Below are 25,277 nucleotides of genomic sequence, written 5' to 3' on the forward strand. Positions count from 1 at the left end.
TTGGCCGTACGGGTGGGGGAGCGTTCCGGTTGATCCACAGTGGTGGGCCGGTCACGCCGAGAGGGGGAACTCCTCGCCCAGCGCGTGGAAGACCGCCGTGTTCAAGGTGAACGCCCGCTTGCACTCGGTCACGATGCGCTGCTTCTCCAGGTCGTCGGCGTCGACGGTGTCCAGGAGTTCGCGGTAACCACGCTTGAAGGCGGCCGGGTTGGGGATCCCCTCGAAGACGTAGAAGCGGACGCCGTCACCCTTCTTCGTGAAACCCCACGTCTTCTCCGCCTTGTCCCGGATGATCTGGCCGCCGGAGAGGTCGCCGAGGTAACGGGTGTAGTGGTGGGCGATGTAGCCGGCCGGCCACTGCTCGGCGCACTCGCGCACCCGTGCCGCGTACGCCTCGGTCGCGGGCAGCGCGCTCAGTCCCGAGCGCCAGGAGGCACCGCGCAGATGCGTCAGGTCCCGCTCCAGCGCGGCCAGCCGGAACAGCTCGGGCCGGATGAACGGGCCCGCCACCGGATCCGACGCCAGCCGTTCGGCCCCGTCCTCCAGTGCCGCGTACACGAACCAGAGCTGTTCGGTGTACCGCGCGTACGCCTCCACGCCGAGCCCGCCGCCGAGCAGATCACTCATGAAGGTCGAGGTCTCCGCCTCCGTGTGCTGCTCGTGGGAGGCGGTGCGGATGAGTGTCGAGAAGGAATCCATGAGGCCATCCTCTAAGGTAAGGCTTGCCTAAGTCAATGGGTTTACCGACACCCTGTCGGGAAAACCTTACCCCGAATTCCGACCAAACGGACAGAGAGGAGATAAGGAAAGGCCCGCCCCCGAAGGGAGCGGGCCACGTGGGCGCGGTGCGGCCTCACTACGGCAGCGTGAGGATCTCCGTCCCCGTCTCCGTCACCACCAGCGTGTGCTCGAACTGGGCGGTGCGCCTGCGGTCCTTGGTGACGACCGTCCAGCCGTCGTCCCAGACGTCGTACTCGTACGTGCCCAGCGTCAGCATCGGCTCGATCGTGAAGGTCATCCCGGGCTGGATGAGCGTCGTGGCATGCGGGCTGTCGTAGTGCGGGACGATCAGCCCGGAGTGGAACGACGTGTTGATGCCGTGACCGGTGAAGTCCCGGACCACGCCGTAGCCGAACCGCTTGGCGTACGACTCGATGACCCGGCCGATGACGTTGATCTGCCGTCCGGGGCGGACCGCCTTGATCGCGCGGTTGAGGGCCTCGCGGGTGCGCTCCACCAGCAGGCGGCTCTCCTCGTCCACGTCACCCACGAGGTACGTCGCGTTGTTGTCCCCGTGCACCCCGCCGATGTACGCCGTCACGTCCAGGTTGACGATGTCGCCGTCCCGCAGCACGGTCGAGTCCGGGATGCCGTGGCAGATGACCTCGTTGACGGAGGCGCACAGCGACTTGGGGAAGCCGCGGTAGCCGAGCGTGGACGGATAGGCGCCGTGGTCGCACATGAACTCGTGCGCCACCCGGTCCAGTTCGTCCGTGGTGACGCCGGGCGCGATGTGCCGGGCCGCCTCCTCCATCGCCCGCGCGGCGATCCGCCCGGCGATCCGCATCGCCTCGACGGTCTGAGGCGTCTGCACCTCCGGCCCGGCGTACGGCTTCGGCGCCGGCCTGCCGACGTACTCGGGGCGGCGGATGTTTCCGGGCACGGAACGGGGCGGGGACAGCTCCCCGGGGACGAGCAACGACTGGCCAGACATGTCGGCGAGTCTATCCGGGGGCGATGGGGGAACATGTCCGTGGCGAGAGGAGCTGGTCATGGCCCTGTTCAAGAAGCGGACCGCCGGAAAGCCGGGCGAGTGGTACTACTGCCTGGAGCACAAGAAGGTCGAGGAGGGGCCCGAGTGCCCCGCCAAGGACCGGTTCGGCCCGTACGCCTCCCGCGAGGAGGCCCAGCACGCGATGGACACCGCCCGGGAACGCAACCTCCAGTGGGAGAACGACCCCCGCTGGCACGACGCGCCGGCGGGCGGCACCGAGGAGGGCAGCGGGGGCTGATCAGGCCCGAGGACGCGTGATCACATCGATCACACCGCTCACAGCGATCACGCGGCCGCGCGCACGGCGGCGGCCGCGCGGTCCTCGCGCGACCGCACCGCGTGCTCGTTCGTCCGGGCGTCGTACCGCATCAGCCCCGGCAGGCACAGCGCCAGCAGCCCCACCGCGCCCGCGCACAGCAGCCCGCCCGACCACACCGACGCCCGTACGCCCCACCACGCGGCGAAGGAGCCCGAGCGGACCTGCCCGAGCTGCGGGCCCGCCGAGTAGGACAGCAGCTCGATCCCGGCGAGCCGGCCGCGCAGCGCGTCCGGGATCGTCTGGTTCCACATGGCGCCCCGGAACACCCCGCTGACCATGTCGCAGCCGCCGGCCACGGTCAGGAACAGCAGCACCAGCCACACATTGCCCACGGCGCCGGCGGCGGCCACCGCCAGACCCCACAGCAGCGCCGCCAGCACCACCATCCGCCCGTGCCGGTGCACCCGAGAGGTCCAGCCGCTGGTCAGACTCACCAGCAGCGAACCGAGCGGCACGGCGGCGTACATCAACCCCAGCGCCCACCGCGCGTCCAGCTCGTCCGCGAGGAAGGGCAGCACGGCCAGCGGCATCGCCAGGAACATCGCGGCCAGATCGACCACGTACGTACCCAGGAGCTCCTTGCGGCCCCAGGCGTACCGGGCGCCCTCGGCGATGGTCCGCAGGGACGGCTTCGCGGCCTCGTGGGTGGCCGGCTGGGCGGCGATGCGCACCACCAGGACGACCGAGACCGCGAACGTCAGCACGTCCGCGGCGTACGCCCAGGACAGGCCCGCGTACGCGACCACCACGCCCGCCGCGGCCGGGCCCGCCACCCCGCCGACCGTCCAGCGCAGGGAGTTGAGCGCGGTCGCCGCCGTGAGGTGCTCGTGGGCCACGATCCGCGGCCACAGCGAGTCCAGCGCGGGCCGCTGCACGGAGGTCAGGGCGGCACAGAGGGCGGCAATCACGTACAGCGGCCAGACGGCCGGGTGCGGCAGCAGCGCTCCGGCCAGCAGCGCCGCGCTGAGCAGCCCCTGCCCGACCTCGGTCCACAGGATCAGCCGGCGCTTGTCCAGCGCGTCCGCGAGCGCCCCGCCGTACAGCCCGAACACGATCAGCGGTACCAGCTCCACGGCTCCGAGCGCGCCCACCGCCGCGGCCGAACCGGTCAGCTCCTTCAGCTGCACCGGCAGCGCGACGAAGGTCAGGAAACTGCCGAAGTTCGTGACCAGGCCCGACACCCACAGCCGCCGGAAGTCGCGCGAGGCCTTCCAGGGGGCGAGGTCGGGGAGCACGGCCCGCAGGCCGGAGCCACCGGAGGCACCGGAGATCTCGGGGGCAGGGGCGGGGGAGTCCTCGGTCACGAGGGGCCATCGTCGGCAGGGGGAGGGCCGGCGGCAACCGATTTTCCCGGGCGCGGCTACCAGCGCGGTGGCGGAGGTGCAGTCAGGAGGTCCGTCAGCCGCGACAGGCGGTCCCGGAAGCGGCGGCGGCCGCGCGGGGCCGGCAGCGCGTTCTCCCCGGCCGCCGCGCTCACCAGGTGCTGCACGGTGTCCAGGTCCAGCTCGGCCCCCGGCGGCACCGCCAGCGTCTCGTGGGCCATCGCCTCCAGCTCGCCCCCGCCGGAGCCCAGGGCCAGCACCGTCGCTCCGGCCCGCCGGGCCTCGTGCACGCGCTCCAGGAGCGGGGCGGGCTCCTCCGGGGCCACCACGAGCAGCGTCTCGCCGCGCCGGGCCGCCGCCAGCCGCCCCAGCCCCACGGCCAGGTGCTCCCGGTCCGCGGGGCGCGGGGCGTGCCGGACGAGCGTCGGGGCCAGCTCCGGGGTGCCCGACCAGGCGGCCTCGTCCACCAGATGTGCCGCCAGGTGCCAGGGCTCGTCCTCCGGTGTGCCCACGAGCAGCAGCCCGCCCCCGTGCGACACGACGGACCCCCGCAGCACCCCCGCGAACCGCCGGGTGGCCCCCAGCCACTCCGTTCCGGCGAGCACCTCGCGCAGCAGCGTGACCCGTACGGCGTCCATACGCGGGCATCCTGCCGCAAACGGGCGCGGCCGGCGCGGACTTCGGTCCGTCTTCGCCCTTCCGGGGGACCCGGCGGCAGCGGGGCCGCGGACGTAGAGTCGGCGCATGACCTCTAGCGACAGTGCACACAAGGCCCCCGCCAAGGACCCCTGGGACCTCCCCGACGTCTCCGGGCTGGTCGTGGGCGTGCTCGGGGGAACCGGTCCGCAGGGCAAGGGCCTGGCCTACCGGCTCGCCCGCGCCGGGCAGAAGGTGATCATCGGCTCGCGTGCCGCCGAGCGGGCCCGGGCGGCGGCCGAGGAGACCGGGTACGGCGTCGAGGGCGCCGACAACGCGGAGACCGCGCGCCGCAGCGACATCGTGATCGTCGCCGTGCCGTGGGAGGGCCACGGCAAGACCCTCCAGGCCCTGCGCGAGGAACTGGCCGGCAAGCTCGTTGTGGACTGCGTCAACCCGCTCGGCTTCGACAAGAAGGGCGCCTACGCCCTCAAGCCGGAGGAGGGCAGTGCCGCCGAGCAGGCCGCGGCCCTGCTGCCGGACTCACGGGTGACGGCGGCCTTCCACCACCTGTCGGCGGTCCTCCTCCAGGACTCCGGGATCGAGCGGATCGACACCGACGTGATGGTCCTCGGCGAGGAGCGCGCCGACGTGGAGACCGTCCAGGCGCTGGCCGGCCGCATCCCCGGCATGCGGGGCGTCTTCGCCGGGCGGCTGCGCAACGCCCACCAGGTGGAGTCGCTGGTCGCGAACCTGATCTCGGTCAACCGCCGCTACAAGGCGCACGCGGGACTCCGCATCACGGACGTATGAGCCGATGGGGGACACTGTTGCCGGACGCTTCCGCACGGAGGCCTCCGCCATGCCCGAAGCAGTGTCCCCCGACAGGAGCCGACCGCCATGCAGCCCTCGCCCCCGTCCGGCCCGGCCCGGCGACTCGCCCTCTACGCCCTGATCGTCTGCGTGCTCGCGGTGGCCGCGGCCGTGGTCTCCTTCGTCCAGGGCAGCTGGCTCGGGGTGGTGTGGATCCTGCTGGCCGGGCTGTCGTCCAACATGACCTGGTACTACGCCCGCCGCGGCCGGACGGGGCAGGACCGCTCCGTCACCGGCTGACCGTGCACAGCGCGCTGGGGCCGTCCCAGAAGCGGTACAGGTCCCAGCCGCAGGCCTGGTCCAGGTACCCGACGCCGAGGTGACGCAGGATCGCGTGGATCATGTCGAAGAAGGCGCTCCCGACCGACGGCAGGAACAGCAGCGCGAAGACCAGCAGCACGCCGAACGGCGCGATCGACTGCACCTGGCGCTTGACGCCGGGCGACAGCCAGGGCTCGATCACGCCGTAGCCGTCCAGGCCCGGGACCGGCAGGGAGTTCAGGATCGCCGCCGTCACCTGGAGCAGCGCGAGGAAGGCCAGAGCGAACCGGAACTCGCCGGGCACGCCGTCCAGCGCGCCGAGCCAGAACGGGGCCGTGCACACCACCGCGAACAGCGCGTTCGTCAGCGGTCCCGCCGCCGAGACCAGGCTGTGCCGCCAGCGGCCCCGGATCCGGCCGCGCTCGATGAACACGGCGCCGCCGGGCAGTCCGATCCCGCCCATGACCAGGAACAGGAGCGGAAGCAGGATGCTCAGCACGGCGTGCGTGTACTTCAGCGGATTCAGCGTCAGGTAGCCCTTGGCGCCGACCGTGACGTCACCGCTGTGCAGCGCGGTGCGCGCGTGCGCGTACTCGTGCAGGCACAGCGAGACGATCCAGGCCGCGGTCACGAACAGGAACACGGACAGGCCCGGGCGGGCCGGAATCGGGTGGAGTCCGGTCCAGGCGGCCCAGCCCGCGACCGCGGTGACGGCCAGGATGCCGAGGAAGACGGGGCTGACCCGGCGGTCGCCGTGGCGGGTGGTGACGGACGTCATGGGGGACGGCTCCTGTGCTCGTACGGTTCGTCCGGCGAGCCCGACCGTACCGGGCACACGGGGAGAACGTCCCGCCCCGGGTCCCGGGTTCCGGGACCTACCGGGCGCCGCGCCGCGGAAATCCCGTGACCGGCCGTGACACCACCGGAGACAATGGACCCCGTGCGCTATCGCATCCTCGGCACCACCCAGGCGCTCCGCCCCGACGGCACCGCCGTCCCGGTCGGCGGGGCGCGGCTGCGTGCCCTGCTGACCGTGCTCGCCCTGCGGCCCGGCCGTACGGTCCCGGTGCGCGTCCTCGTCGACGAGGTGTGGGACGACGAACCGCCCGCCGACGCCACGGGCGCGCTCCAGGCCCTGGTCGGGCGGCTGCGCCGGACGCTCGGCGCGGACGCGGTGGCCTCCGCGGAGGGCGGCTACCGGCTCGCCGCCGCCGCCGACGAGGTCGACCTGCACCGCTTCGAGCGGCTGGCCGGGGAGGGCCTGCGCGCGCTGGGCGACGGCGACCCCGCGAAGGCGGCCGTCGTCCTCGACGACGCCCTCGCGCTGTGGCGCGGCCCCGCCCTCGCCGATCTGCCCGACCGCACCGCCGAGGCGGCCCGCTGGAACACCCGTCACCTGGACGTGCGCCGCGCCCGCCTCACCGCCGCCCTCGCCCTCGGGTATGCCGAGCAGAGCCTGCCCGAGCTGACCGCCCTGTGCGACACCCGCCCCTTGGACGAACCCCTCCAGACCCTCCGCCTGCGCGCCCTGCGCGACGCGGGCCGCACCGCGGAGGCCCTGGCCGCCTACGAGGACGTACGCCGTCTGCTGGCCGACCGCCTCGGCTCCGACCCGGGGCCGGAACTGCGCACCCTGCACGGGGAACTGCTGCGGCCGTACGGGCCGCGCCCCGCCGGGGGGCCGCGGCAGGCACCCGCCCCGGCCGCGGGCACCGGGACGCGGGCCGCCGCGCCCGGTTCCGGCACGGTGTCGGGGCCGCGCGCCGCCGAGAACACCGCCGCCCCCGCGACGGCACCCCTCGCCGGGCCCGCCGCCGGCGTCCCGGCCGGCGCCGGGGGCGAGCAGGCGGACCCCGCCGTGGCCCCCGTGACGGTCACCTCCCCCCCGAGCAACCTTCGCGCCCGGCTCACCTCCTTCGTGGGCCGCGAGGCCGACATCGAGACGATCCGGGCCGACCTCGGGGCCGCGCGTCTCGTGACGCTGCTCGGGCCGGGCGGCGCCGGGAAGACCCGGCTGTCGCAGGAGGCCGCCGAGGCCCTGCGGCCGGTGCCGCGGGACGGGGTGTGGCTGGCCGAACTCGCCCCCGTCGACGACGCCGAGGCCGTGCCCGAGGCCGTGCTCACGGCCGTCGGCGCCCGCGAGACCGTGCTGTACGGCGCCGGGGCCGAGGAGATGCGAGCCGTGGTCGCCGAGCGGCACGACGACCCCGTCGACCGGCTGGTGGAGCACTGCGCCCGGCGCCGCATGCTGCTCCTGCTCGACAACTGCGAGCACGTCGTCGACGCGGCCGCCCGCCTCGTCGAGGAGCTGCTCGCCCGCTGCCCCCAGCTCACCGTCCTCGCCACCAGCCGGGAACCCCTGGGCATACCCGGCGAGGTGCTGCGGCCGGTCGAGCCGCTGCCCGAGCCGGTCGCGCTGCGGCTGCTCGCCGACCGCGGGGCCGCCGTACGGCCCGGGTTCCGCCCCGACGCCGACCAGGACACCGCGGACGCCTGCGCCGAGATCTGCCTGCGCCTGGACGGGCTGCCGCTCGCCATCGAACTCGCCGCCGCCCGGCTGCGGATGCTGGCCCCACGGCAGATCGCCGACCGGCTCGACGACCGCTTCCGCCTGCTCACCTCCGGCAGCCGAACCGTCCTGCCCCGCCAGCAGACCCTGCGGGCCGTCGTCGACTGGTCCTGGGACCTGCTCGACGCCGAGGAGCGGAACGTCCTGAGCCGGCTGTCCGTCTTCGCCGGCGGCTGCGACCTCGCCGCCGCCGAGGCCGTGTGCGGCCCCGCCGCCTTCGACGCCCTCGCCTCCCTCGTCGACAAGTCCCTCGTGGTGGCCACCCCCGCGGCCGACGGCGGGATGCGCTACCGGCTGCTGGAGACCGTCGCCGAGTACGCGGGGGAACGGCTCGACGAGGCCGGAGGCCGCACCGAGACCGGGCGCGCCCACCTGACGTACTACCGCGAACTGGCCCGCACCACCGACCCGTTGCTGCGCGGCTCCGGACAACAGGCGGCCATCGCCAGGTTCGAGCTGGAGTACGAGAACCTGCGCACCGCCCTGCGCCACGCCGTCGCCGTACGCGACGAGCAGGAGGCCCTGTGCCTGCTCCTCTCGCTCGCCGGCTACTGGCAGATGCGCGACATGCGCATCGAGGCCCGCAACTGGTGCGGCGAGATCATGGCGCTCGGCCCCGACCCCTTCACCGAGCCGGTCCGGCGCGCCGCACCGGTCTGGCAGCGGTGCACGGACGCCCCGCCCCCGATGACGGGCGAGGTCCTCGCCGAGGCCCGCCGGGGCCTGCACCTTATCCATCTCTCCTGTATGGACACCGAGTTGGAGGCCTGGGAGTCGCCCGAGGCGAAACGGAAACTGCGGCTCATCGCCGAGGTCTACCAGCCCGGCCAGCCGCAGATCTGCCGCAGCCCCGGCATGCTCTGGATGTTCGCGGTGATGCTGACCGGCGACGTGGAACGCCTGCGCGAGGTCACCGACGCCGCCGTACGCACCTGCCGCGAGACCCCGGGGTTCGAGTGGGAGCTGGCCCACGCCCTCCAGTGGCGCGCCAACCTGCTGGCCAACCGCACCGACTGGGCCGGGGACGCGGGCCGGGACGCCGAAGAGTCGCTGGAGATCTTCCGCCGCCTCGGGGACTCCTGGGGCACCGCCGAGGCGCTCTCCGCGCGCGCGGAGGCCCTGGAGCGCACCGGCGCCTACCTGCCGGCCGCCGCCGACTACCGGGCGGCCATCGAGCACGCCGAACGCCTCGGCGCCCCCGCCCAGGTCGCCGTCCTCAACGCCCGCCTGGGCAGCGTGCTGATGGAGGCGGGCGACGCCGAACAGGGCGAACGGCTGCTGCGCGAGGTCATCGAGCAGAGCCGCAACGGCCACAACGACGCCATGCCCGCCGCCCGGCTCTACCTCGCGGGCTGGCTGGGCATGGCCGGCCGCATCTCCGAGGCGCGCGAGCAACTGCTCCTGCTGCGCGAGGAGTTCGGCATCGCGCACTTTGTCGTCTTCGACGCCTTCATCCTCGGTGCGGAGGCCTGGCTGGACGCGGCCGACGGCGACTACGAGAACGCCCTCGACAAGTCCCGCCGGGCGCTGGAGCAGGCCCAGAACCCGCTGTCCCAGGCCATCGCGCCCCATATGCGCTCGGCGTACCTGACCATCGGTGCCACGGCCCTGGCCGGCGTGGACGGCGGACGCCGGGCCCGGGACGCCGCCCGCTGCGTCGGCGCCGCCGACGCCCTGCTGCCGCCCCGCCACGTCCCCTCGTCCCTGGAACGCCATGTCTACGACGAGGTCGTCGGGCGCACACGGGCGCTGCTCGGCGAGGAGGCGTACCAGGCCGCGTACGCGGAGGGCGGCGGCCTGTCCCCGCAGGAGGCCGCCGCCCTGATCTGAGCCGCACCGGCGCGCAGCCGTGCGGTCAGCTCTTGGTGCGGAACTTGTGGATCGCCACCGGCGCCATCACCGCCGTGAGCACCGCCGACCAGGCCAGGCTCACCCACAGGCTGTGCGCCACCGGGCCGCCCACCATCAGTCCGCGGGCGGTGTCCGCGAGCGCGGACAGCGGGTTGTACTGGGTGAAGGTCCGCAGCCAGCCCGGCATCGTCCCGGGCGGGGCGAAGATGGACGAGCCGAACTGGAGCGGCATCAGCACCAGGAAGCCCATCGCCTGCACGGACTGCGCGTTCTTCATCACCACGCCGAGCGTGATGAACACCCACATCAGCGCCGAGCCGAACACCGCCGACAGGCCCACGGCGGCGAACAGGCCGGGCCAGTTCTCGATGTCGAAGCCGACCAGGACGCCGACGATCAGCAGGATCGCGGTGGCGATCAGCATCCGCAGCAGCTCCACCGCGATCTTGGCGAACAGCACCGAGCCGCGCCCGATCGGCAGGGACCGGAAGCGGTCCATGACACCGGAGTTGAAGTCCTGGTTGAAGCCGGTGCCCACGCTCTGGGCCAGGTTCATCCCCATCATGGCCATCAGGCCGGGCACGATGTACTGCACGTACTGCTGCTGCCCGCCGCCCAGCGACTGCCCGATCGAGCCGCCGAAGACGTACACGAACAGCAGAGTGAAGATCACCGGGAACAGGATCGCGTCGAACATCGACTCCGGGTCCTGCCGGATCCACAGCAGGTTGCGGCGGACCAGCGCGCCGGTGTGCCGCAGATGGCTGCGCAGCGGGATCCGGGCGTCGGCCTTGAGGCCGGCGGAGCCCAGCGGGGTCGTGGTGACGGCACTCATACGGCGACCTCTTCGCGGGTGTCGGCGGGCACGGTGTCCTGCGGGGCACTGGCGCGGTGGCCGGTGAGGGACAGGAACACCTCGTCCAGGCTGGGCAGTTCGGTGGTGATGGAGGTGATCGTGACACCGCGCGCGGTGACCGCGCCGACCACGGCGGTCAGCTGCTCGTCGCTGAGGACCGGCACGAGCAGGGAGCCGGTCGCGGTGTCGACGGTCGTCGCGGCGAGCCCGGTGATGCCCAGGTCGTCGAGCATCCCGGCCAGCGGGCGCACTTCGAGCGGGTCGGCCGGCTTCACGCGCAGGGTGCGCCCGCCGACCTTCGCCTTCAGCTCCTCGATGCCCCCGCCCGCGACGACCTTGCCGCGGTCGACGACGGTCAGCTCGGAGGCGAGCTGTTCGGCCTCCTCCATGTACTGGGTGGTCAGCAGCACGGTGACCCCGTCGCCGACCATCGCCTTGACCTCGGCCCACACCTCGTTGCGGGTGCGGGGGTCGAGTCCCGTGGTCGGCTCGTCCAGGAACAGGACTGCGGGCCGCCCGATCATCGAGGCGGCGAGGTCGAGCCGCCTCCGCATGCCGCCGGAGTAGGTGCGGGCCGGCCGCCGCGCGGCCTCGGTGAGCGAGAACCGCTCCAGCAGCTCGTCGGCGCGGGCGCGGGCCTCCTTGCGCGGCAGGTCGAGGAGCCGGCCGATCAGGTACAGGTTCTCCCAGCCGGGGAGCTTCTCGTCCACGGAGGCGTACTGCCCGGTCAGCCCGATGACCCGGCGCAGCTGCCGGGGCTGGCGGACGACGTCGTAGCCGGCCACGGTGGCCTGTCCGGCGTCCGGGGCGAGCAGGGTGGACAGGATGCGTACGAGGGTGGTCTTGCCGGCTCCGTTCGGCCCGAGCACGCCCATCACGGTGCCCTCGCGCACGTTCAGGTCCACGCCGTCCAGCGCCTTGGTCTCGCCGTAGTGCTTGACCAGCCCCCGCACGGTCACGGCGTTCGGCACGCCGCCGGGGTTGTCGTCGATTCGCGTCATGCCCCGAACGGTGCCAGCCCCCACCGACAAACCACCGACAGTCCGCCGACAGACGCCTGACCGGCATCTGTCGGGCGCGGTGAGCCGTCCCCCGGCCGCACCCCCGGGCCACCGTCCGGGAAACCGGCAGCCCCCGCCGACGGGGGAAGATCGGCGGGGGCTGCCCTGGTACCGCGATGGCTCGACCGGAGGTCAGTGCACCGAGTGCTCCTCCAGGGGGAACGTCCCGCCCACCACGTCCTCCGCGAAGGCCTTGGCCGCGTCGCCCATGACCTCGCGCAGGTCGGCGTACTTCTTGACGAACTTCGGCACGCGCCCGCCGGTCAGCCCGAGCATGTCGGTCCACACCAGTACCTGCGCGTCCGTCTCGGGACCGGCGCCGATGCCGACCGTCGGGATGTGCAGCACCCGGGTCACCTCGGCGGCCAGTTCGGCCGGCACCAGCTCCAGGACCACCGCGAACGCGCCCGCGTCCTGAACGGCCTTCGCGTCCCGCAGCAGTTGCTGCGCCGCCTCCTCGCCGCGGCCCTGGACGCGGTAACCCATGGCGTTGACGGACTGCGGGGTCAGGCCGATGTGGGCCATGACCGGGATGCCGGACTCCACCAGGAGCCGGATCTGCTCGTGGGAGCGCTCGCCGCCCTCCAGCTTCACCGCGCCGACGCCCGCCTCCTTCACCAGCCGGGTCGCCGAGCGCAGCGCCTGCACCGGGCCCTCCTGGTAGGAGCCGAAGGGGAGGTCGCCGACGATCAGGGCGCGGCGGGTGCCGCGGACGACCGCGGCCGACAGCATGGTCATCTCGTCGAGCGTGACGGGCACGGTCGTCTCGTAGCCGAGATGACAGTTGCCCGCGGAGTCGCCGACCAGCATCACCGGGATGCCGGCCTCGTCGAAGACGGACGCGGTCATCGCGTCGTAGGCGGTGAGCATGGGCCACTTCTCGCCGCGTTCCTTGGCGAGGGAGATGTCGCGAACAGTGATGCGGCGGGTGCCCTTACCCCCGTACAGCGCCTTGCTGCCGTCGGAGGGCTTGTTGTGGGCAGCCGAAAGCTGCGTCATGACAACGGCTCCTTCAGTCATCTCGGGGCGCCCTTACGGCGTCCCCGGATCCCTCCCATGGTGGCACCTCGTGCCGGACGCGGCCAGAGGAGCCCCGTGTGCGCAACGTCTCGGCACAGAGGGCGTAAGATCTGGGTAAAGGATTGCGATACGAGACGGTCTCGTATCGGAAGTGCCCCTACGCTCGGCGCCATGACTAATCCTGCCGACCGTGCCGCCCACGGCCCCCGGGTTCCGGAAGCGGTGCACCGCCGCCGTTGGGCGATTCTCGGCGTGTTGATGCTGAGCCTGCTGATAGTGGTGCTCGACAACTCGATCCTGAACGTCGCGATCAAGACCATCTCGACCCCCGCCCCGACCGGCCTGGGCGCCACGCAGAGCGAGCTGGAGTGGGCGATCAACGCCTACACCCTCGTCTTCGCGGGCCTGTTGTTCACCTCGGGCCTGGTCGGCGACCGCATCGGGCGCAAGAAGGTCCTGATCGGCGGCCTCGTCGTGTTCGGCGCCGGTTCCGCGCTGGCCGCCGAGTCCGGCTCGCCGGGCCAACTCATCGCCTTCCGCGCCGTGATGGCCCTCGGCGCCGCCTTCGTCATGCCGGCCACCCTGGCCGTCCTGATGAACGTGTTCGAGCGCGAGGAGCAGCCCAAGGCCATCGGCATCTGGGCGGGCGGTGTCGGCCTGGCCATCGCGATCGGCCCGATCACCGGCGGTCTGCTCCTGGACCACTTCTGGTGGGGCTCGGTCTTCCTGGTCAACGTTCCCATCGTCATCCTCGCGGTCGCGCTGATGCTGTGGCTGGTGCCCGACTCCCGCGACCCGCGGCCCGGCCGCCTCGACCCGATCGGCGTGGTGCTGTCCGTCGTCGGTCTGGTGCTGCTCGTCTACGGCATCATCCGGGGCGGTGAGCTCGCCGACTTCACCAACGCGACCGTGCTGTCGACGATCGTGGCGGGCCTGCTCGTCCTCGCGGCCTTCGTGGTCTACGAAAAGCGCAGCGACCACCCGTCCCTGGACGTCACGTACTTCAAGAACAAGGTCTTCTCGGCCGCCATGACCGCCATCGCGCTGGTCTTCTTCGCGCTGATGGGCGTGACGTTCTTCGGCGTCTTCTACACCCAGAGCGTGCGCGGCTACTCGCCGCTGGAGTCCGGTGTGCTGATGCTGCCGCTCGCCGTCGCACAGCTGATCTTCGCGCCGCGGGCCCGGCTGGTCGTCGACCGCTTCGGCAACAAGGCCACCACCACGGGCGGACTGATCCTGCTCGCCGCCATGCTGGCCGCCTTCGCCGGCTTCGAGGCCGACACGCCGATCTGGCTGCTGGAGGTCGTCTTCTTCCTCATGGGCACCGGCATGGCGCACATCATGACGCCGACCAGCGTCGTCATCATGCAGGCGCTGCCCCGCGAGAAGGCCGGCTCGGCCTCCGCGCTCAGCAACACCTTCCGCCAGGTCGGCGGCGCCCTCGGCATCGCCGTCCTCGGCTCGGTGCTCTCGACGGCGTACCGCAGCGACATCGAGGGCAAGCTCGGCCTGCTGCCCGCCGGACTGCGGGACAAGGCCGGCGAGTCCATCGAGGCCACCCTCGGCGTCGCGGCCAGGCTCGGCCCGCAGGGAAAGGCCCTGATCGGCCCGGCCAACGACGCCTTCCTGCACGCCATGCACGTCACCGCGCTGTGCGGCACCGTGGTCGCGCTCGTCGGCGCGGTCGTGGTGGCCGTGTTCCTGCCGGGCAAGGAGGCCCTGCCGCAGAAGGGCGAGGAGGAAGAGGAACTGGTGGTGGCTGTGGAGTAGCCGCGGCACGGGGGCCACACGGCGACGGGGGACTGCCGGCCGGAGGCGGCCGTCGGTGGGTTGAACCCACCGGCGACCGCCCGATAGGACAATCTCCCTGTACGACGAAAGGACGGCCCACGTGAGCCTTGCCGACAGCCACGCCGCTGCCGACGCCCCTGTGCGAGGGCGCCCCCGCAGCGAAGCGGTGGAACACGCCATCGTGGAGGGCGTGATGAAGCTGCTGGAGGACGGCGTGCCGCTGGCCGAACTCTCCATAGAACGCATCGCCCGCACCGCGGGCGTCGGCAAGGCCACCATCTACCGGCGCTGGAGCGGCAAGGAGGAGCTGTTCGTCGACGTCGTACGCGCCGCCGAGCCCCCCGACCCCGATCTGCCGGGCACCTCCATGCGCGACGACCTCGTGGCCATCCTCGAACAGCTGCGCCGCCGCGGCCTGGTGAGCCGCAGCTCGCTCATCCTGCACAACGTCTACGCTCAGATGAAGAGCAGCCCGAAGATCTGGTGCGCCTACCACGCGACCGTGGTCGAGCCGCGGCGCAAACTCCAGGTGGAGGTCCTGCGCCGCGGGCAGCGCGACGGCGAACTGCGCGGGGACGTCGACGTCGACCTGCTCGCCGACCTCTTCGTCGGCCCCATGCTGGTGCGCAGCGTGATGCGGCCCGACGCCGGCCTGCCGGAAGGTCTGTCGGAGCAGATAGTGGACGCGGTGCTCGAAGGGCTACGGCCTGTCAGTTCCCCGCGCTGATGTGCGCGTTTCGTCACAGATGGGGCTGTGGGCGGCGCAGCCGGAACTCCGCGCGCCGACTTCTTCGTCATCCTGCCCGTACGGCCGTCAAGGACGGCGGGAACGGTGCCGATCATCCCCTAGGGTCGTAGAACACGGGGGTGAACGGTGTGCACGGCAGGCAGTGAGGCGACGGTATGGCGCGACAGGCGTACGTGACGGAGACGGCGGGCGGCTCGGGGCCCGAGCGCCCAGGGGACCGGCTCCGGCGCCTGGCGCACGGCTTCTCCGACGGCCGGCGCGGTGACGCGCGGTTGTGGCGCCGGGGCCTCCTCGTCGCCGCGCTCGCGGTCGTCCTCGCCCTGGTGATGCTGACGCACGCGCAGATCCCCAACCGGATCGGCAACCTCGGCAGTCTCACCGAGACCTTCCTGCCGTGGGCGGGCCTGTTCGTACCGGTGCTGCTGGTGCTGGCCCTGGTGCGCAGGTCGCCGATCGCGCTGATCGCCGTGCTGCTGCCCGGGATCGTCTGGCTCAACCAGTTCGGCGGCCTGCTCACCGACAAGACGGGCACCGGCGGCGAACTGACGGTCGCCACGCACAACGTCAACGCCGACAACCCCGACCCGTCCGGCACCGCCCGCGATCTGGCCGCCTCCGGCGCCCAGGTGCTCGCCCTGGAGGAGCTGAAGACGTCCGCGCTCCCCGTCTACGAACGGACGCTCGCCCCGGCGTACCGGTACCACACGGTGCAGGGCACGGTCGGGCTGTGGAGCAAGTACCCGATCAGCGGCGTCCGCTCCGTCGACATCAAGCTGGGCTGGACGCGCGCCCTGCGCGCCACCGTGGGGACGCCCGAGGGGTCCGTCGCGGTGTACGTCGCCCACATGCCCTCGGTGCGGGTGAAGCTGAACGCCGGCTTCACCGCCGCGCAGCGCGACGAGAGCGCGGACGCGCTGGGCGAGGCGATCGCCGGTGAGCAACTGCCCCGGGTGGTCCTGCTCGGCGATCTGAACGGCACCATGAACGACCGCTCGCTCAACGCCGTCACCTCCCAGATGCGCTCCACCCAGGGCGCCGCGGGCAGCGGCTTCGGGTTCAGCTGGCCGGCGTCGTTCCCGATGGCGCGGATCGACCAGATCATGGTCAGGGGAGTGGAGCCGGTGAGCTCCTGGACCCTGCCGCGCACGGGCAGCGACCACCTGCCGGTGGCCGCGCGTGTGAACGTCACCACATCGGCAACCGGGTCTTAACCTGCTGGAATACTGGGCCTGAGAGGCTTTGTTCCGTCTCCGAACATACGCGGATCTCCGCGGTACGGAACTCCATGCCCCGCACGCTTCGAAGCTCTGAAAGGCCCTCCATGCCCCTGGCTGTGCTCGCCCTCGCCGTGGGCGCCTTCGGCATCGGTACCACCGAGTTCGTCATCATGGGGCTGCTCCCCGACGTCGCCGACGACCTGCACGTCTCGATCCCCGCCGCCGGGCACCTGGTCTCGGCGTACGCGCTGGGCGTCGTCATCGGCGCCCCGCTGCTGGCCGCCGTCACCTCGCGGCTGCCCCGCCGGCACGTCCTGATCGGCCTCATGGCCCTGTTCGTCGTCGGCAACGCGCTGTCCGCCCTCGCCCCCGGCTACGACTGGCTGCTGGCCGCCCGCTTCCTCAGCGGACTGCCGCACGGCGCCTTCTTCGGTGTGGGCGCCGTCGTCGCGGCGACCATGGTGCCGCCGGAGCGCAGGGCCCGCTCGGTGTCCCTGATGATGCTCGGCCTGACCCTGGCGAACGTCGTCGGTGTCCCGGCCGCCACGCTCATGGGCCAGCGCCTCGGCTGGCGTGTGACCTTCCTCGCGGTCAGCGTGATCGGGGTCGCCGCGATAGCGTCCCTCGTCCTGCTGGTCCCGCGCGACCGCGGCCACGCCCCCGCGGCCGGACTGCGCCGCGAACTGGCCGCCCTGCGCTCCCTCCCGGTCTGGCTGGCCCTGCTGACGACCGTGGCGGGCTTCGGCGCGCTGTTCTCGGCGTACAGCTACATCACGCCGATGCTCACCGGCTCCGCCGGGTACGCCGAGGCCGGAGTGACGCTGCTGCTGGCCCTGTTCGGGGTGGGCGCGACCGTCGGCAACCTGCTGGGCGGGCGCCTGGCCGACCACTCGACGCGGGGCACGCTGTTCGGCGGCCTCACCGCGCTGGCGGTCGTGCTGGCGCTGTTCCCGTTGCTGATGCGGACCGAGTGGAGCGCGGCCCTCGCGGTGGCCCTGCTGGGCACGGCGGCGTTCGTCACCGGTTCGCCGCTCCAGCTCATGGTCATGGAGAAGGCGTCCACGGCCCCGTCCCTGGCCTCCGCGGCCAACCAGGCCGCCTTCAACCTGGCGAACGCGGGCGGTGCCTGGATCGGCGGGCTGGCGCTCGCCGCCGGCCTCGGCGTGACCTCGCCGGCGCTCGCGGGGGCGGTCCTCGCGGTGCTGGGCCTCACGGTGGCCGGCCTGGCGTACCGGGTGGACCTGCGGCGGGCGGGTGCCGCGACCGCCGGTGCCGTGCGGGCCGGGCGGGAGCGCGTGGTCGCCTCGCACGTGCCGTCCACGGCCCGTACGGGGGTCCCTTCCCGCTCGACGAGCACGGGGGAGCTCCGGGACGAAGCCGTCCGGGCCGAGGGCGGTGCGGGTGGTCCGGGGGCCTAGCCCCGGCGGCACCCGCACGCACCCGCACGCCCCCGTACCCCCCCTGTACAGGACCCGGCGCCTACGCCGACTCCCGCCAGCCGTTCGTGATCGGCAGGCGCCGGTCCTTCCCGAAGCCCTTCGCGGAGATCTTCGTGCCCGGCGGGTACTGGCGCCGCTTGTACTCGGCCGTGTCGACCATGCGGAGCGTCTTCGTGACCAGCTCGCGGTCGTATCCGGCGGCGACGATCAGGTCGGCGCCCTTGTCCTGGTCGACGTAGAGCTCCAGGATCGCGTCCAGCACCGGGTAGTCCGGGAGCGAGTCGGTGTCGACCTGGCCGGGGCGCAGCTCCGCGCTCGGCGGCTTGGTGATGGAGTTCTCCGGAATCGGCGGGACCTCGCCCCGCTCGGCCGCGGCCCGGTTGCGCCACTCGGCCAGCCGGAAGACCGACGTCTTGTACACGTCCTTGATCGGGCCGTACGCGCCCACCGAGTCGCCGTACAGCGTCGAGTAGCCCACCGCCAGCTCCGACTTGTTGCCGGGCGCGAGGACGATGTGGCCCTCCTGGTTGGAGACCGCCATCAGCAGGGTGCCGCGCAGCCGGGACTGGAGGTTCTCCTCGGCCAGGCCCGTCAGGCCCAGGGAGCCCATGTACGCGTCGAACATCGGCGCGATCGGGACGGTGCGGAAGTTGAGGCCGGTGCGCCGTGCCAGCTCCGCGGCGTCGTCCTTGGAGTGCTCCGAGGAGTACTTGGACGGCATGGAGACGCCGTACACGTTCTCCGCGCCCACCGCGTCGCAGGCGATCGCCGCGACCAGCGCGGAGTCGATGCCGCCGGACAGGCCGATCAGCACGGAGCGGAAGCCGTTCTTGCGCACGTACGCGCGCAGGCCCACGACCAGTGCCGTGTAGACCTCCTCGTCGTCGTCCATGCGCGCGGCGTACCCGCCCGCCGGCTCCGGCTCGTAGGCCGGCAGCGGCTCCTCGGACAGCACCGTCCGGTCGATGCGCAGACCGTCGTCGACCACGCCCGTGGGCGCCTTCGCCGAGGCGGCCGGCAGATCCAGGTCCAGCACCATGAGGTCCTCGGCGAACTGCGGCGCCCGCGCGACCACCTCGCCGTCCGGGGCGACCACGATCGAGTCGCCGTCGAAGACCAGCTCGTCCTGCCCGCCGGTCATGGCGAGGTAGGCGAGGGTGCAGCCGGCCTCCTGGGCCCGCTTGCGGACCAGGTCGAGGCGGGCGTCGTCCTTGAGGCGCTCGTACGGCGAGGCGTTGATCGAGACCAGCAGCCCGGCGCCCGCGCTGCGCGCGGCCGGGACCCTTCCGCCGTCCTGCCACAGGTCCTCGCAGATGGCGAGCGCGACGTCGATGCCGTGCACCCGCAGGACCGGCATGGTGTCGCCGGGGACGAAGTAGCGGAACTCGTCGAAGACGCCGTAGTTCGGCAGGTGGTGCTTGGCGAAGCTCAGCACCACCTCGCCGCGGTGCAGCACCGCCGCCGCGTTCTGCGGAGCGCCGGCCGGCATGCCGTACCTCGGCTGGGCGGTCTCACCGCGGTCGAGGTAGCCGACGAGCACCGGCAGCTCCCCGAGGCCCTCCGCGGCGAGCCGGGCGGCGAGGTCGCGCAGCGCGGCGCGGGACGCCGTCACGAAGGACGACCTGAGGGCCAGGTCCTCGACGGGGTACCCGGTCAACGCCATCTCCGGGAACACCGCGAGATGCGCTCCGCGCTCGGCGGACTCCCGGGCCCGGCGGACGATCGCCTCGGAGTTCCCGGCGAGGTCTCCGACGCGCGAGTCGATCTGGTTCAGGGCGAGACGTAGTTGAGGCACGCGCCCAGTGTAATCGTCAAAGCGACGCGATAGCCGGGCGCGGAGGTGTGGGCCACCCCACGCCGCCCGCGCCCGCGCGGGGGCCGGGGAGCGCCGCGGCGGACCGTGCGCGGACGACCGAGCGGCGCGGCGGCCTGGCAACGGGCCGCCGCGCCGCTCCCGCGTTCCCGGCGGCACCCCCGGCCTTGCCACGACGCGGGCGGACTACCCGCGCGGGCCCGCCGTGAGTCCGTCAGGCGTGTCCGGCGTGCTCACCGCTCACGTGTACGCCACCCACTGCGCCCAGGCGCCCGTCTGGGACCCCTTGACCTGGATGACGGCGATGTCGACCGGGATGTCCTCGGGCAGGTTGCCGGTGGCCCAGGGCGAACAGTACGGGGAGTTGTGCCCACGGGTGGAGGCGATCCGGTCCACGTACCCGTCCCGGTTGTAGTCGAGCCAGGTCTCGATGCCCCAGCCGTCCGCCGATGTGTCGCACGCCTTGATCGCGTCGCCCGGAGTGGAACCGGACGGGTTGTCGCTCCACTGGCCGTAGCCGCCGCTGATGGGCAGCTTGTACACCGACTGAACGCCGGCACCGCCCTGCGGCGCCGCGCTCTTCTGGGCACCGCTGCCCGGCATCATGAGCCGGCCGGCGGGCGAAGCCGCGCCGCTGCTGGACGCGGACGCCGGGCCGGCGGCGAACAGGCCCGCGGAGGCCAGGGCGAGCACCGCCAGCCCCACGGTGCCTCGCCTGACGAACCGTCCACGCTTGTTCTGCCTTGCTCCTCCGTCGCTCACGATGGTCCCTTCCCCGTTGGAATCAGGTGATCGCAGGCAAGCTTTTGTCAGGAATAATCCGTTCAGGAGTCAAGAACCGGTCAAGCTGTGACGTATTGCCGCCAATGTCCAGTCGACCGCGACGGGCCGCCGTGCGGCGCCTTGCGTCCCACTGATCGCACCGCGACGAAACCTTCCCCGACCTCCGGCCCCGCGGGCGCCCGGACACCGGTCTGCGGGAAGCCGTCCCGCCGTTGCCCGTGCGTGGCGGGCCGTCCGCCGGCCGGCTGTGGGTCCTGGGGGCCGGGGGGCTTTCGCGTGCGTGACGGTAACGGCCATCGTGCCCGTGCCCATGCCCGTGCCCGTGCGCTTGTCGCGCCTGCGCGGGCGTCTGCCCCTGTCGGCCGGTGCCTGGCCGTGAGGAGTCGTCCGCCTTCATGTGGTCCGTCCGCCGGCCGGCCGTGGGCCCTGGCCGGCAGAGGTTCGCCCGTGGGTGCGACCGTGCCGCCCCGTGCGCTCGCGCCGGTTGTCCGGGCGCCCGTTCCCGCCGCCCCGCGGCGGTCGCGGACGCTGCCGTCCGGCCTGCCGGTCACCGTGATCGCCGCCGACGACCCGCGCCGGGCCGCGTCCTGGCGGGAGCGGTGGCTCGCCCGGCAGCGGGCGCTCGCCGCGGTCCCGGGCGGCGCGTTCCGGCCGGGCGCACCCGCCGGCCACCTGCTCGTGCTCGACCGCTCCGGGGACGTCGCCGACGCCCTGCTGCACGCGCGCGTGCGCCCGCTCCTCCCGGAGGAGAGGCGGGCGCACGGCCGCTGACCTGGTGTCAGCGGCGGTAGGACTCCACGTAGCCGTTCGCGGGGGAGCCGACGCCGGTGACGGTGTCGTAGCCCTTGACCGCCTTGAGCGAGCTGTCCTTGCCGAGGCTGCGGACGGAGACGCTCAGGCCGTCCGCGGCGTCGACGCCGTTGACGTAGTCGACCCGCGCGACCGCGAGGTCCTTGCCGGTCGGCTGGTCCACCACGTCGTGGTACACCTTCGAGCCGTACTTGGCGTAGATCGCCGGGTTGGCGAAGCCGATCGCCTTGCCGCCGCGGGCCTCCTGGGCGAGACCCTGGACGGCCGCCATGACCGGCGCGGCCAGCGAGGTGCCGCCGATGCGGTACTCGCTGTACCGCTGCGACCCGTCCGGGAAGGTCTGTGTCTGGCCCACCAGGAAGCCGGTGTTCGGGTCGGCGACCGCCGCGATGTCCGGGACGACGCGGTTGCCGGCGGCGTTGTTGGCCGTGGCCAGCGCCTTCGGCACGACGCCCTTCTGGTACGACGGCTGCGCCACGGTCCGGCTGGTGCCGCCGCCCGCGCCCGAGGTGAACGCGCCGGGGAAGCCCGCCCAGCTCCTGCCGTCCGCGGACAGCGAGGCCTTCTGGGTGCCCCAGCCGGTCTCCCACAGGTACTTGTGGCCCTTGCCGACGGCCAGCGAGGTACCGCCGACGGCGGTCACCCACGCCGAGTTGGCCGGGGTGTCGACCTGCTTCGTACCGGTGTTGGCGACCTCGTCGCCGTCGTCGCCGGAGGAGAAGTAGAAGCCGATGCCCTCGACCGCGCCGAACTGGAAGACCTGGTCGTAGGCCGCCGCGACGTCCGGCGTCTCGTTGGCCTCGATGTCGCCCCAGGAGTTGGAGACGATGTCGGCCAGGTGGTTGTCGACGATCTTGCTCAGCGAGTCGAGCAGATCGTCGTCGTAGCAGGAGGCGGCGCCCACGTAGACGACGTTCGCGTCCGGCGCGACCGCGTGCACGGCCTCGACGTCGAGGGTCTCCTCGCCGTACCAGCCGGCCGCTCCGCACTCCTCGGTGTCCGTGTAGCCGGCCGGGAGCACCTGGCGCAACTGGCCCGTCTTCCAGGGCTTGTCGCCGTTCTTCTTCGCGTAGCCGGCCGCGTCGAAGGCGATGGTCGGCGAGGCGTACGCGTCGGTGATGGCGATGCGGACGCCCTTGCCGGTGTACTTGCCGGCGCCGTAGGCGGACCGCAGTTCCTTGCCGGTGTAGCCCTTGACGGCGTACGGGACCTTCTGGCCGTACGCGGAGGGCAGCGTGCTCGCCACGTTCGAGCCGTAGTACGTGGAGAACGGCCCTGCGTTCTTGAACACGTCGTCCGGCGGCGGCAGCTGGTCCTTGTGCTTCGCCTTGTGCGGCGCGTTGTCCAGGCCGGTGACGGTCAGGACGGCGCCGTCCAGGGAGGCCGGCACCGAGGCCGTCCGCGCCGGGGCGCGGTAGGTCTTCGAACCCTTGGCGAAGTTGTGCAGCTGGGTGCCGAACGCCTTCTCGACGGCGGCGACGTCACCGGAGACGGCGACGTAGTGCGCCGTCACGGAGGTGACCTTCAGCCCCGACGACGCCAGCCACGACTTCACGGCGGCCACCTGGGCCTTCGTCGCGCCGAAGCGCGTCTGTGCCTCCTGGGCGCTCAGGTATTTGCCGTACGAGGCCGAGGACGGGTCGGACACCGCCGCGGCGTACTGGGCGAGGCCGGCGGCGTCCCGTCCGGCCAGGTAGACCCGGGCGTGGACCTGGGCGCTGTCCGAGGTGGCGCCCTTGTCCGCCGTGGCCGTCGCCCAGACGGGCCTGGTGCCCGCGAGCGAGCTGCGGCCCGGGTTGTCCGCGGCGTGCGCGGGTATGCCGAGCGCCAGTGCGCCGGCGAGCAGCGGCAGGGTCGCCGCCATGCTCATTCCGGCGCGCGCTGTGGCACGGTTGGATCTCATAGAACCCCCTGCGATGCGTTCGCATGTGACGCAATGAGTGGTTGGTCCTCGCGCGATCCGCGCAGAACCCGCGGCGGTAAGGGTCTTTCGTTTGGATCACACGATCGGGGCCACTCTTCCCGATGAACCGTTCATGTCAGGGGAATGTGAAGGCCAAGAGAAACCCAAGGAACCGCCAGGCGCGGCGAATTGCGGCTTTCGCCCCCGGTCGCCGGAGAGTTGGGGGGCGTCCGGGGCGCGAAGGGGAAAGTCCGGGTTACGAAAGGGGCATCCGGGTCATGAACGGGGCGCCGCGCCACGCTCCTTGAGCATGTCGGCCATCAACCGCATCTCCGACCGCTGCGATTCGACCATGCCCCGCGCGAGCCTCTTCTCCACACCCACCGTGCAGCGGGCGACACAGCCCCCGGCCATGTGGACGCCGCCCTTGTGATGGTCCGTCATCAGCTGGAGGTAGAACACCTCGGCCTGCCTGCCGCCGAGTTCGCCGAGCCTGCGCATCTCGGAGTCGGTCGCCATGCCGGGCATCAGCGCGCCGTCCTGGCCGGCGGGCATGTCGCCCATGCCCATCCACGTCATCGGCGGGTCCGCCGACACCTTCGGCAGCTCCCACAGGTCGAGCCAGCCCAGCAGCATGCCCCGCTGGTTGGCCTGCGTCTGCGCGATGTCGTAGGCGAGGCGGCGCACTTCGGTGTCCGTCGTACGGTCGCGCACGATGAACGACATCTCGACGGCCTGCTGGTGGTGGACCGCCATGTCCCGGGCGAAGCCGGCGTCCGCGGAGCCGGCGGCGGGCGCCTCCACGGTGTGGCGCGCCCCGCCGCTGTCCTCGGCGACCGCGTACGTGATCGCCCCCGTCGCGACCAGCGCGGCCGCCGCGGCCCCGGCGATCAGCCCGATGTGCCTCAACGGTCCAGACCGCCCGTGCAGGTGGCGCCCGGCTCGGGCGTCTGCGGGCCCTGGACGAACTCGGCGAGGAACTTGTCCACCTGCGGGTCCTTCGCGCTCGTCACCGTGCGCTGGTGCGCCCAGGCGGACAGCATGAGGGGGTCCTTCTGGTCCTCGACCGGGCTCATCAGCGTGTACGGCGTCTTCCTCACCTTCGCCGCGAGCGCGGCCACGTCCGCCTTGGACGCCTTGCTGTTGTACGTCACCCAGACGGCGCCGTGCTCCAGCGCGTGGACGGCGCTTTCGTTCTTCACCGGTTCGGTGTACACGTCGCCGTTGCAGTTCTGCCAGACCGGGTTGTGGTCGCCACCGACCGGGGGCTCCATCGGGTAGGTCACCGGGGCGGTGGTGTGGTTGCGCTCCAGCGTGCCCTTCCAGGTCCGTACGCCGTCCGCGCGGGTGACGAAGTGCCCGCCGTCACCGTCCTTCTCCTCGCTCGCCGCGGCCGGTGCGGCGTCCGAGGACCCCGAGTTCAGGAGCACCACGCCGCCGGTGACCAGCCCGGCCACGACGACCACGCTCGCGGCCACCGTGAGCACCCGCGTGCGCCGCTCCCGGGCGCGCTGCGCCCGGCGCATCTCCTCTGTGCGGGCCTTGTGCTGTCCGGTGCCGGTCGGGTGCGCGGAGTCCATGGCGGAGTCCTTCGTGGGGGAAGGGGCGGGCGGGTGTGAGGTGCGGGCGGCCGTGCGTGCCCGAGGGGCCCGCTGATCGTAGTGGGACCGGAGCGCCCTCCGGGAGACCGCCGATAAGTTGAACGGCGGATGCGCATTATCTACCCTGTCCGCATGCGGCTGCTGCGTTCCACCGACATGGCGCTGCGCGTCCTGATGCGGCTCGCGGTCGCCGGCGAGTCGAGCCCCACGACCCGGGAGGTCGCGGGCGACATGGGCGTGCCGTACACGCACACCGCGAAGGTCGTCGCCGAGCTCCAGCACCGGGGGCTGCTCGCGGCCCGCCGCGGCCGCGGCGGCGGACTGACGCTCACCGAAGCGGGCCTCAACGCCTCGGTCGGCGCCCTCGTACGCGCCCTGGAGGGCGAGGGCGACGTGGCCGACTGCGAGGGCAGCATCCCCTGCCCGCTCAGCTCCGACTGCCGCCTGCGCGGCGCCCTGCGGCGCGCCCAGGAGGCCTTCTACGCCGCGCTCGACCCCTTCACGGTCGCCGACATGGTCGCGGCGCCGACGGGACCGCTGCTGCTGGGGCTGCCCGCCATGCGGCCGCCCACCTGAGCGCGGGGCACGCACGGTCAGCCCGGGAAGACCCGGAAGGACCCGACCGCACCG

The 25,277-nt window shown here is 72.7% G+C and carries 23 protein-coding genes; 10 read left to right on the top strand and 13 right to left on the bottom strand.

The features are described 5' to 3' along the window. Positions 1-51: 51 nt before the first annotated feature. A complete protein-coding gene (locus tag ACWC91_RS10975) occupies positions 52-699 on the bottom strand; it encodes a biliverdin-producing heme oxygenase (RefSeq protein ID WP_225074419.1) in 648 nt (215 codons plus the stop codon). 157 nt (positions 700-856) lie between these two features. After that, positions 857-1,714 carry a type I methionyl aminopeptidase gene (gene map / locus ACWC91_RS10980; RefSeq protein WP_225074418.1) on the bottom strand — a complete coding sequence of 286 codons (858 nt, stop codon included), beginning with the start codon at positions 1,712-1,714 and terminating at the stop codon, positions 857-859. Positions 1,715-1,772: 58 nt separating this feature from the next. Between map and ACWC91_RS10985 the strand changes: the two genes are divergently transcribed. Continuing rightward, entirely contained in the window at positions 1,773-2,012 is a 240-nt protein-coding gene (locus tag ACWC91_RS10985) for a hypothetical protein (RefSeq protein WP_141361442.1), read from the top strand. Positions 2,013-2,059: 47 nt separating this feature from the next. On the opposite strand, the gene ACWC91_RS10990 is transcribed toward ACWC91_RS10985, so the two are convergent. Both ACWC91_RS10990 and ACWC91_RS10995 read right to left on the bottom strand, forming a co-directional pair. Next, positions 2,060-3,397 (bottom strand): MFS transporter, encoded by a 1,338-nt coding sequence (locus ACWC91_RS10990; RefSeq protein ID WP_281156233.1) that lies wholly within the window; start codon positions 3,395-3,397, stop codon positions 2,060-2,062. Between the two features lie 56 nt (positions 3,398-3,453). Further along, the gene (locus tag ACWC91_RS10995) at positions 3,454-4,053 is read right to left on the bottom strand and encodes a hypothetical protein (protein WP_225074416.1); all 600 of its coding nucleotides are present in this window, start codon (positions 4,051-4,053) and stop codon (positions 3,454-3,456) included. A gap of 106 nt (positions 4,054-4,159) precedes the next feature. Between ACWC91_RS10995 and npdG the strand changes: the two genes are divergently transcribed. Both npdG and ACWC91_RS11005 read left to right on the top strand, forming a co-directional pair. Further along, complete coding sequence (gene npdG / locus ACWC91_RS11000) at positions 4,160-4,864, top strand: NADPH-dependent F420 reductase (RefSeq protein ID WP_141361448.1); 705 nt, start codon at positions 4,160-4,162, stop codon at positions 4,862-4,864. A gap of 87 nt (positions 4,865-4,951) precedes the next feature. Further along, on the top strand, positions 4,952-5,164 hold the full coding sequence (locus ACWC91_RS11005) for a hypothetical protein (protein ID WP_141361450.1): 213 nt from the start codon (positions 4,952-4,954) through the stop codon (positions 5,162-5,164). On the opposite strand, the gene ACWC91_RS11010 is transcribed toward ACWC91_RS11005, so the two are convergent. Then, entirely contained in the window at positions 5,154-5,963 is an 810-nt protein-coding gene (locus tag ACWC91_RS11010) for a site-2 protease family protein (protein ID WP_225074415.1), read from the bottom strand. The genes ACWC91_RS11005 and ACWC91_RS11010 overlap by 11 nt on opposite strands. A 153-nt stretch (positions 5,964-6,116) precedes the next feature. Between ACWC91_RS11010 and ACWC91_RS11015 the strand changes: the two genes are divergently transcribed. Continuing rightward, positions 6,117-9,584 carry an AfsR/SARP family transcriptional regulator gene (locus ACWC91_RS11015; protein ID WP_450725877.1) on the top strand — a complete coding sequence of 1,156 codons (3,468 nt, stop codon included), beginning with the start codon at positions 6,117-6,119 and terminating at the stop codon, positions 9,582-9,584. A gap of 25 nt (positions 9,585-9,609) precedes the next feature. Here ACWC91_RS11015 and ACWC91_RS11020 read toward each other — a convergent pair whose 3' ends face one another. The 3 genes from ACWC91_RS11020 to panB form a co-directional block, all read right to left on the bottom strand. Further along, positions 9,610-10,440, bottom strand: a complete 831-nt coding sequence (locus ACWC91_RS11020; RefSeq protein ID WP_450644217.1) for an ABC transporter permease — start codon at positions 10,438-10,440, stop codon at positions 9,610-9,612. Continuing rightward, the gene (locus tag ACWC91_RS11025; RefSeq protein ID WP_225074412.1) at positions 10,437-11,462 is read right to left on the bottom strand and encodes an ATP-binding cassette domain-containing protein; all 1,026 of its coding nucleotides are present in this window, start codon (positions 11,460-11,462) and stop codon (positions 10,437-10,439) included. Before ACWC91_RS11025 ends, ACWC91_RS11020 begins: the two co-directional genes overlap by 4 nt. A 192-nt stretch (positions 11,463-11,654) precedes the next feature. Then, positions 11,655-12,521 carry a 3-methyl-2-oxobutanoate hydroxymethyltransferase gene (panB, locus tag ACWC91_RS11030; RefSeq protein WP_281157371.1) on the bottom strand — a complete coding sequence of 289 codons (867 nt, stop codon included), beginning with the start codon at positions 12,519-12,521 and terminating at the stop codon, positions 11,655-11,657. 192 nt (positions 12,522-12,713) lie between these two features. On the opposite strand from panB, the gene ACWC91_RS11035 reads away from it, so the two are divergent. The 4 genes from ACWC91_RS11035 to ACWC91_RS11050 all read left to right on the top strand — a co-directional run bounded on the left by ACWC91_RS11035 (position 12,714) and on the right by ACWC91_RS11050 (position 17,716). Beyond that, positions 12,714-14,312 (top strand): MFS transporter, encoded by a 1,599-nt coding sequence (locus tag ACWC91_RS11035; protein ID WP_450644220.1) that lies wholly within the window; start codon positions 12,714-12,716, stop codon positions 14,310-14,312. Positions 14,313-14,433: 121 nt separating this feature from the next. Further along, positions 14,434-15,060: a TetR/AcrR family transcriptional regulator gene (locus ACWC91_RS11040; protein WP_225074409.1), complete on the top strand. Its 627-nt coding sequence runs from the start codon at positions 14,434-14,436 to the stop codon at positions 15,058-15,060. Between the two features lie 176 nt (positions 15,061-15,236). Then, the gene (locus ACWC91_RS11045) at positions 15,237-16,292 is read left to right on the top strand and encodes an endonuclease/exonuclease/phosphatase family protein (protein ID WP_450644222.1); all 1,056 of its coding nucleotides are present in this window, start codon (positions 15,237-15,239) and stop codon (positions 16,290-16,292) included. A 110-nt stretch (positions 16,293-16,402) separates the two neighbouring features. Continuing rightward, positions 16,403-17,716 (top strand): MFS transporter, encoded by a 1,314-nt coding sequence (locus tag ACWC91_RS11050; RefSeq protein ID WP_225074407.1) that lies wholly within the window; start codon positions 16,403-16,405, stop codon positions 17,714-17,716. Between the two features lie 61 nt (positions 17,717-17,777). Here the strand turns inward: ACWC91_RS11050 and ACWC91_RS11055 are convergent, their stop codons facing one another. Further along, a complete protein-coding gene (locus ACWC91_RS11055) occupies positions 17,778-19,532 on the bottom strand; it encodes an NAD+ synthase (protein WP_376500577.1) in 1,755 nt (584 codons plus the stop codon). 258 nt (positions 19,533-19,790) lie between these two features. Then, the gene (locus ACWC91_RS11060) at positions 19,791-20,312 is read right to left on the bottom strand and encodes a hypothetical protein (protein ID WP_450645098.1); all 522 of its coding nucleotides are present in this window, start codon (positions 20,310-20,312) and stop codon (positions 19,791-19,793) included. Positions 20,313-20,780: 468 nt separating this feature from the next. On the opposite strand from ACWC91_RS11060, the gene ACWC91_RS11065 reads away from it, so the two are divergent. Next, complete coding sequence (locus ACWC91_RS11065) at positions 20,781-21,104, top strand: hypothetical protein (protein ID WP_450725879.1); 324 nt, start codon at positions 20,781-20,783, stop codon at positions 21,102-21,104. 7 nt (positions 21,105-21,111) lie between these two features. Here the strand turns inward: ACWC91_RS11065 and ACWC91_RS11070 are convergent, their stop codons facing one another. The 3 genes from ACWC91_RS11070 to ACWC91_RS11080 form a co-directional block, all read right to left on the bottom strand. Continuing rightward, a complete protein-coding gene (locus tag ACWC91_RS11070; protein ID WP_281155500.1) occupies positions 21,112-23,046 on the bottom strand; it encodes a S53 family peptidase in 1,935 nt (644 codons plus the stop codon). Between the two features lie 276 nt (positions 23,047-23,322). Further along, the gene (locus ACWC91_RS11075; protein ID WP_225074402.1) at positions 23,323-23,955 is read right to left on the bottom strand and encodes a DUF305 domain-containing protein; all 633 of its coding nucleotides are present in this window, start codon (positions 23,953-23,955) and stop codon (positions 23,323-23,325) included. After that, the gene (locus ACWC91_RS11080; RefSeq protein WP_450644898.1) at positions 23,952-24,626 is read right to left on the bottom strand and encodes a DUF3105 domain-containing protein; all 675 of its coding nucleotides are present in this window, start codon (positions 24,624-24,626) and stop codon (positions 23,952-23,954) included. The genes ACWC91_RS11075 and ACWC91_RS11080 overlap by 4 nt, the downstream gene beginning before the upstream one ends. 153 nt (positions 24,627-24,779) lie before the next feature. Here ACWC91_RS11080 and ACWC91_RS11085 point away from each other — a divergent pair, with 153 nt between their 5' ends. Continuing rightward, a complete protein-coding gene (locus ACWC91_RS11085; protein ID WP_450644900.1) occupies positions 24,780-25,223 on the top strand; it encodes an RrF2 family transcriptional regulator in 444 nt (147 codons plus the stop codon). Positions 25,224-25,277 lie beyond the last annotated feature (54 nt).

The sequence above is a fragment of the Streptomyces sp. NPDC001204 genome (assembly GCF_053598035.1).

What these genes read in the sequence shown, in the direction of transcription:
- ACWC91_RS11005 (WP_141361450.1), top strand. Translation starts at nt 4,952, where the DNA reads ATGCAGCCCTCGCCCCCGTCCGGCCCGGCCCGGCGACTCGCCCTCTAC.
- panB (WP_281157371.1), bottom strand. Translation starts at nt 12,521, where the DNA reads ATGACGCAGCTTTCGGCTGCCCACAACAAGCCCTCCGACGGCAGCAAG.
- ACWC91_RS11015 (WP_450725877.1), top strand. Translation starts at nt 6,117, where the DNA reads ATGGACCCCGTGCGCTATCGCATCCTCGGCACCACCCAGGCGCTCCGC.
- ACWC91_RS11080 (WP_450644898.1), bottom strand. Translation starts at nt 24,626, where the DNA reads ATGGACTCCGCGCACCCGACCGGCACCGGACAGCACAAGGCCCGCACA.
- ACWC91_RS11085 (WP_450644900.1), top strand. Translation starts at nt 24,780, where the DNA reads ATGCGGCTGCTGCGTTCCACCGACATGGCGCTGCGCGTCCTGATGCGG.
- ACWC91_RS10995 (WP_225074416.1), bottom strand. Translation starts at nt 4,053, where the DNA reads ATGGACGCCGTACGGGTCACGCTGCTGCGCGAGGTGCTCGCCGGAACG.
- ACWC91_RS10985 (WP_141361442.1), top strand. Translation starts at nt 1,773, where the DNA reads ATGGCCCTGTTCAAGAAGCGGACCGCCGGAAAGCCGGGCGAGTGGTAC.
- ACWC91_RS11035 (WP_450644220.1), top strand. Translation starts at nt 12,714, where the DNA reads ATGACTAATCCTGCCGACCGTGCCGCCCACGGCCCCCGGGTTCCGGAA.
- ACWC91_RS11010 (WP_225074415.1), bottom strand. Translation starts at nt 5,963, where the DNA reads ATGACGTCCGTCACCACCCGCCACGGCGACCGCCGGGTCAGCCCCGTC.
- ACWC91_RS11050 (WP_225074407.1), top strand. Translation starts at nt 16,403, where the DNA reads ATGCCCCTGGCTGTGCTCGCCCTCGCCGTGGGCGCCTTCGGCATCGGT.
- ACWC91_RS11070 (WP_281155500.1), bottom strand. Translation starts at nt 23,046, where the DNA reads ATGAGATCCAACCGTGCCACAGCGCGCGCCGGAATGAGCATGGCGGCG.
- ACWC91_RS11020 (WP_450644217.1), bottom strand. Translation starts at nt 10,440, where the DNA reads ATGAGTGCCGTCACCACGACCCCGCTGGGCTCCGCCGGCCTCAAGGCC.
- ACWC91_RS11045 (WP_450644222.1), top strand. Translation starts at nt 15,237, where the DNA reads ATGGCGCGACAGGCGTACGTGACGGAGACGGCGGGCGGCTCGGGGCCC.
- map (WP_225074418.1), bottom strand. Translation starts at nt 1,714, where the DNA reads ATGTCTGGCCAGTCGTTGCTCGTCCCCGGGGAGCTGTCCCCGCCCCGT.
- npdG (WP_141361448.1), top strand. Translation starts at nt 4,160, where the DNA reads ATGACCTCTAGCGACAGTGCACACAAGGCCCCCGCCAAGGACCCCTGG.
- ACWC91_RS11025 (WP_225074412.1), bottom strand. Translation starts at nt 11,462, where the DNA reads ATGACGCGAATCGACGACAACCCCGGCGGCGTGCCGAACGCCGTGACC.
- ACWC91_RS10975 (WP_225074419.1), bottom strand. Translation starts at nt 699, where the DNA reads ATGGATTCCTTCTCGACACTCATCCGCACCGCCTCCCACGAGCAGCAC.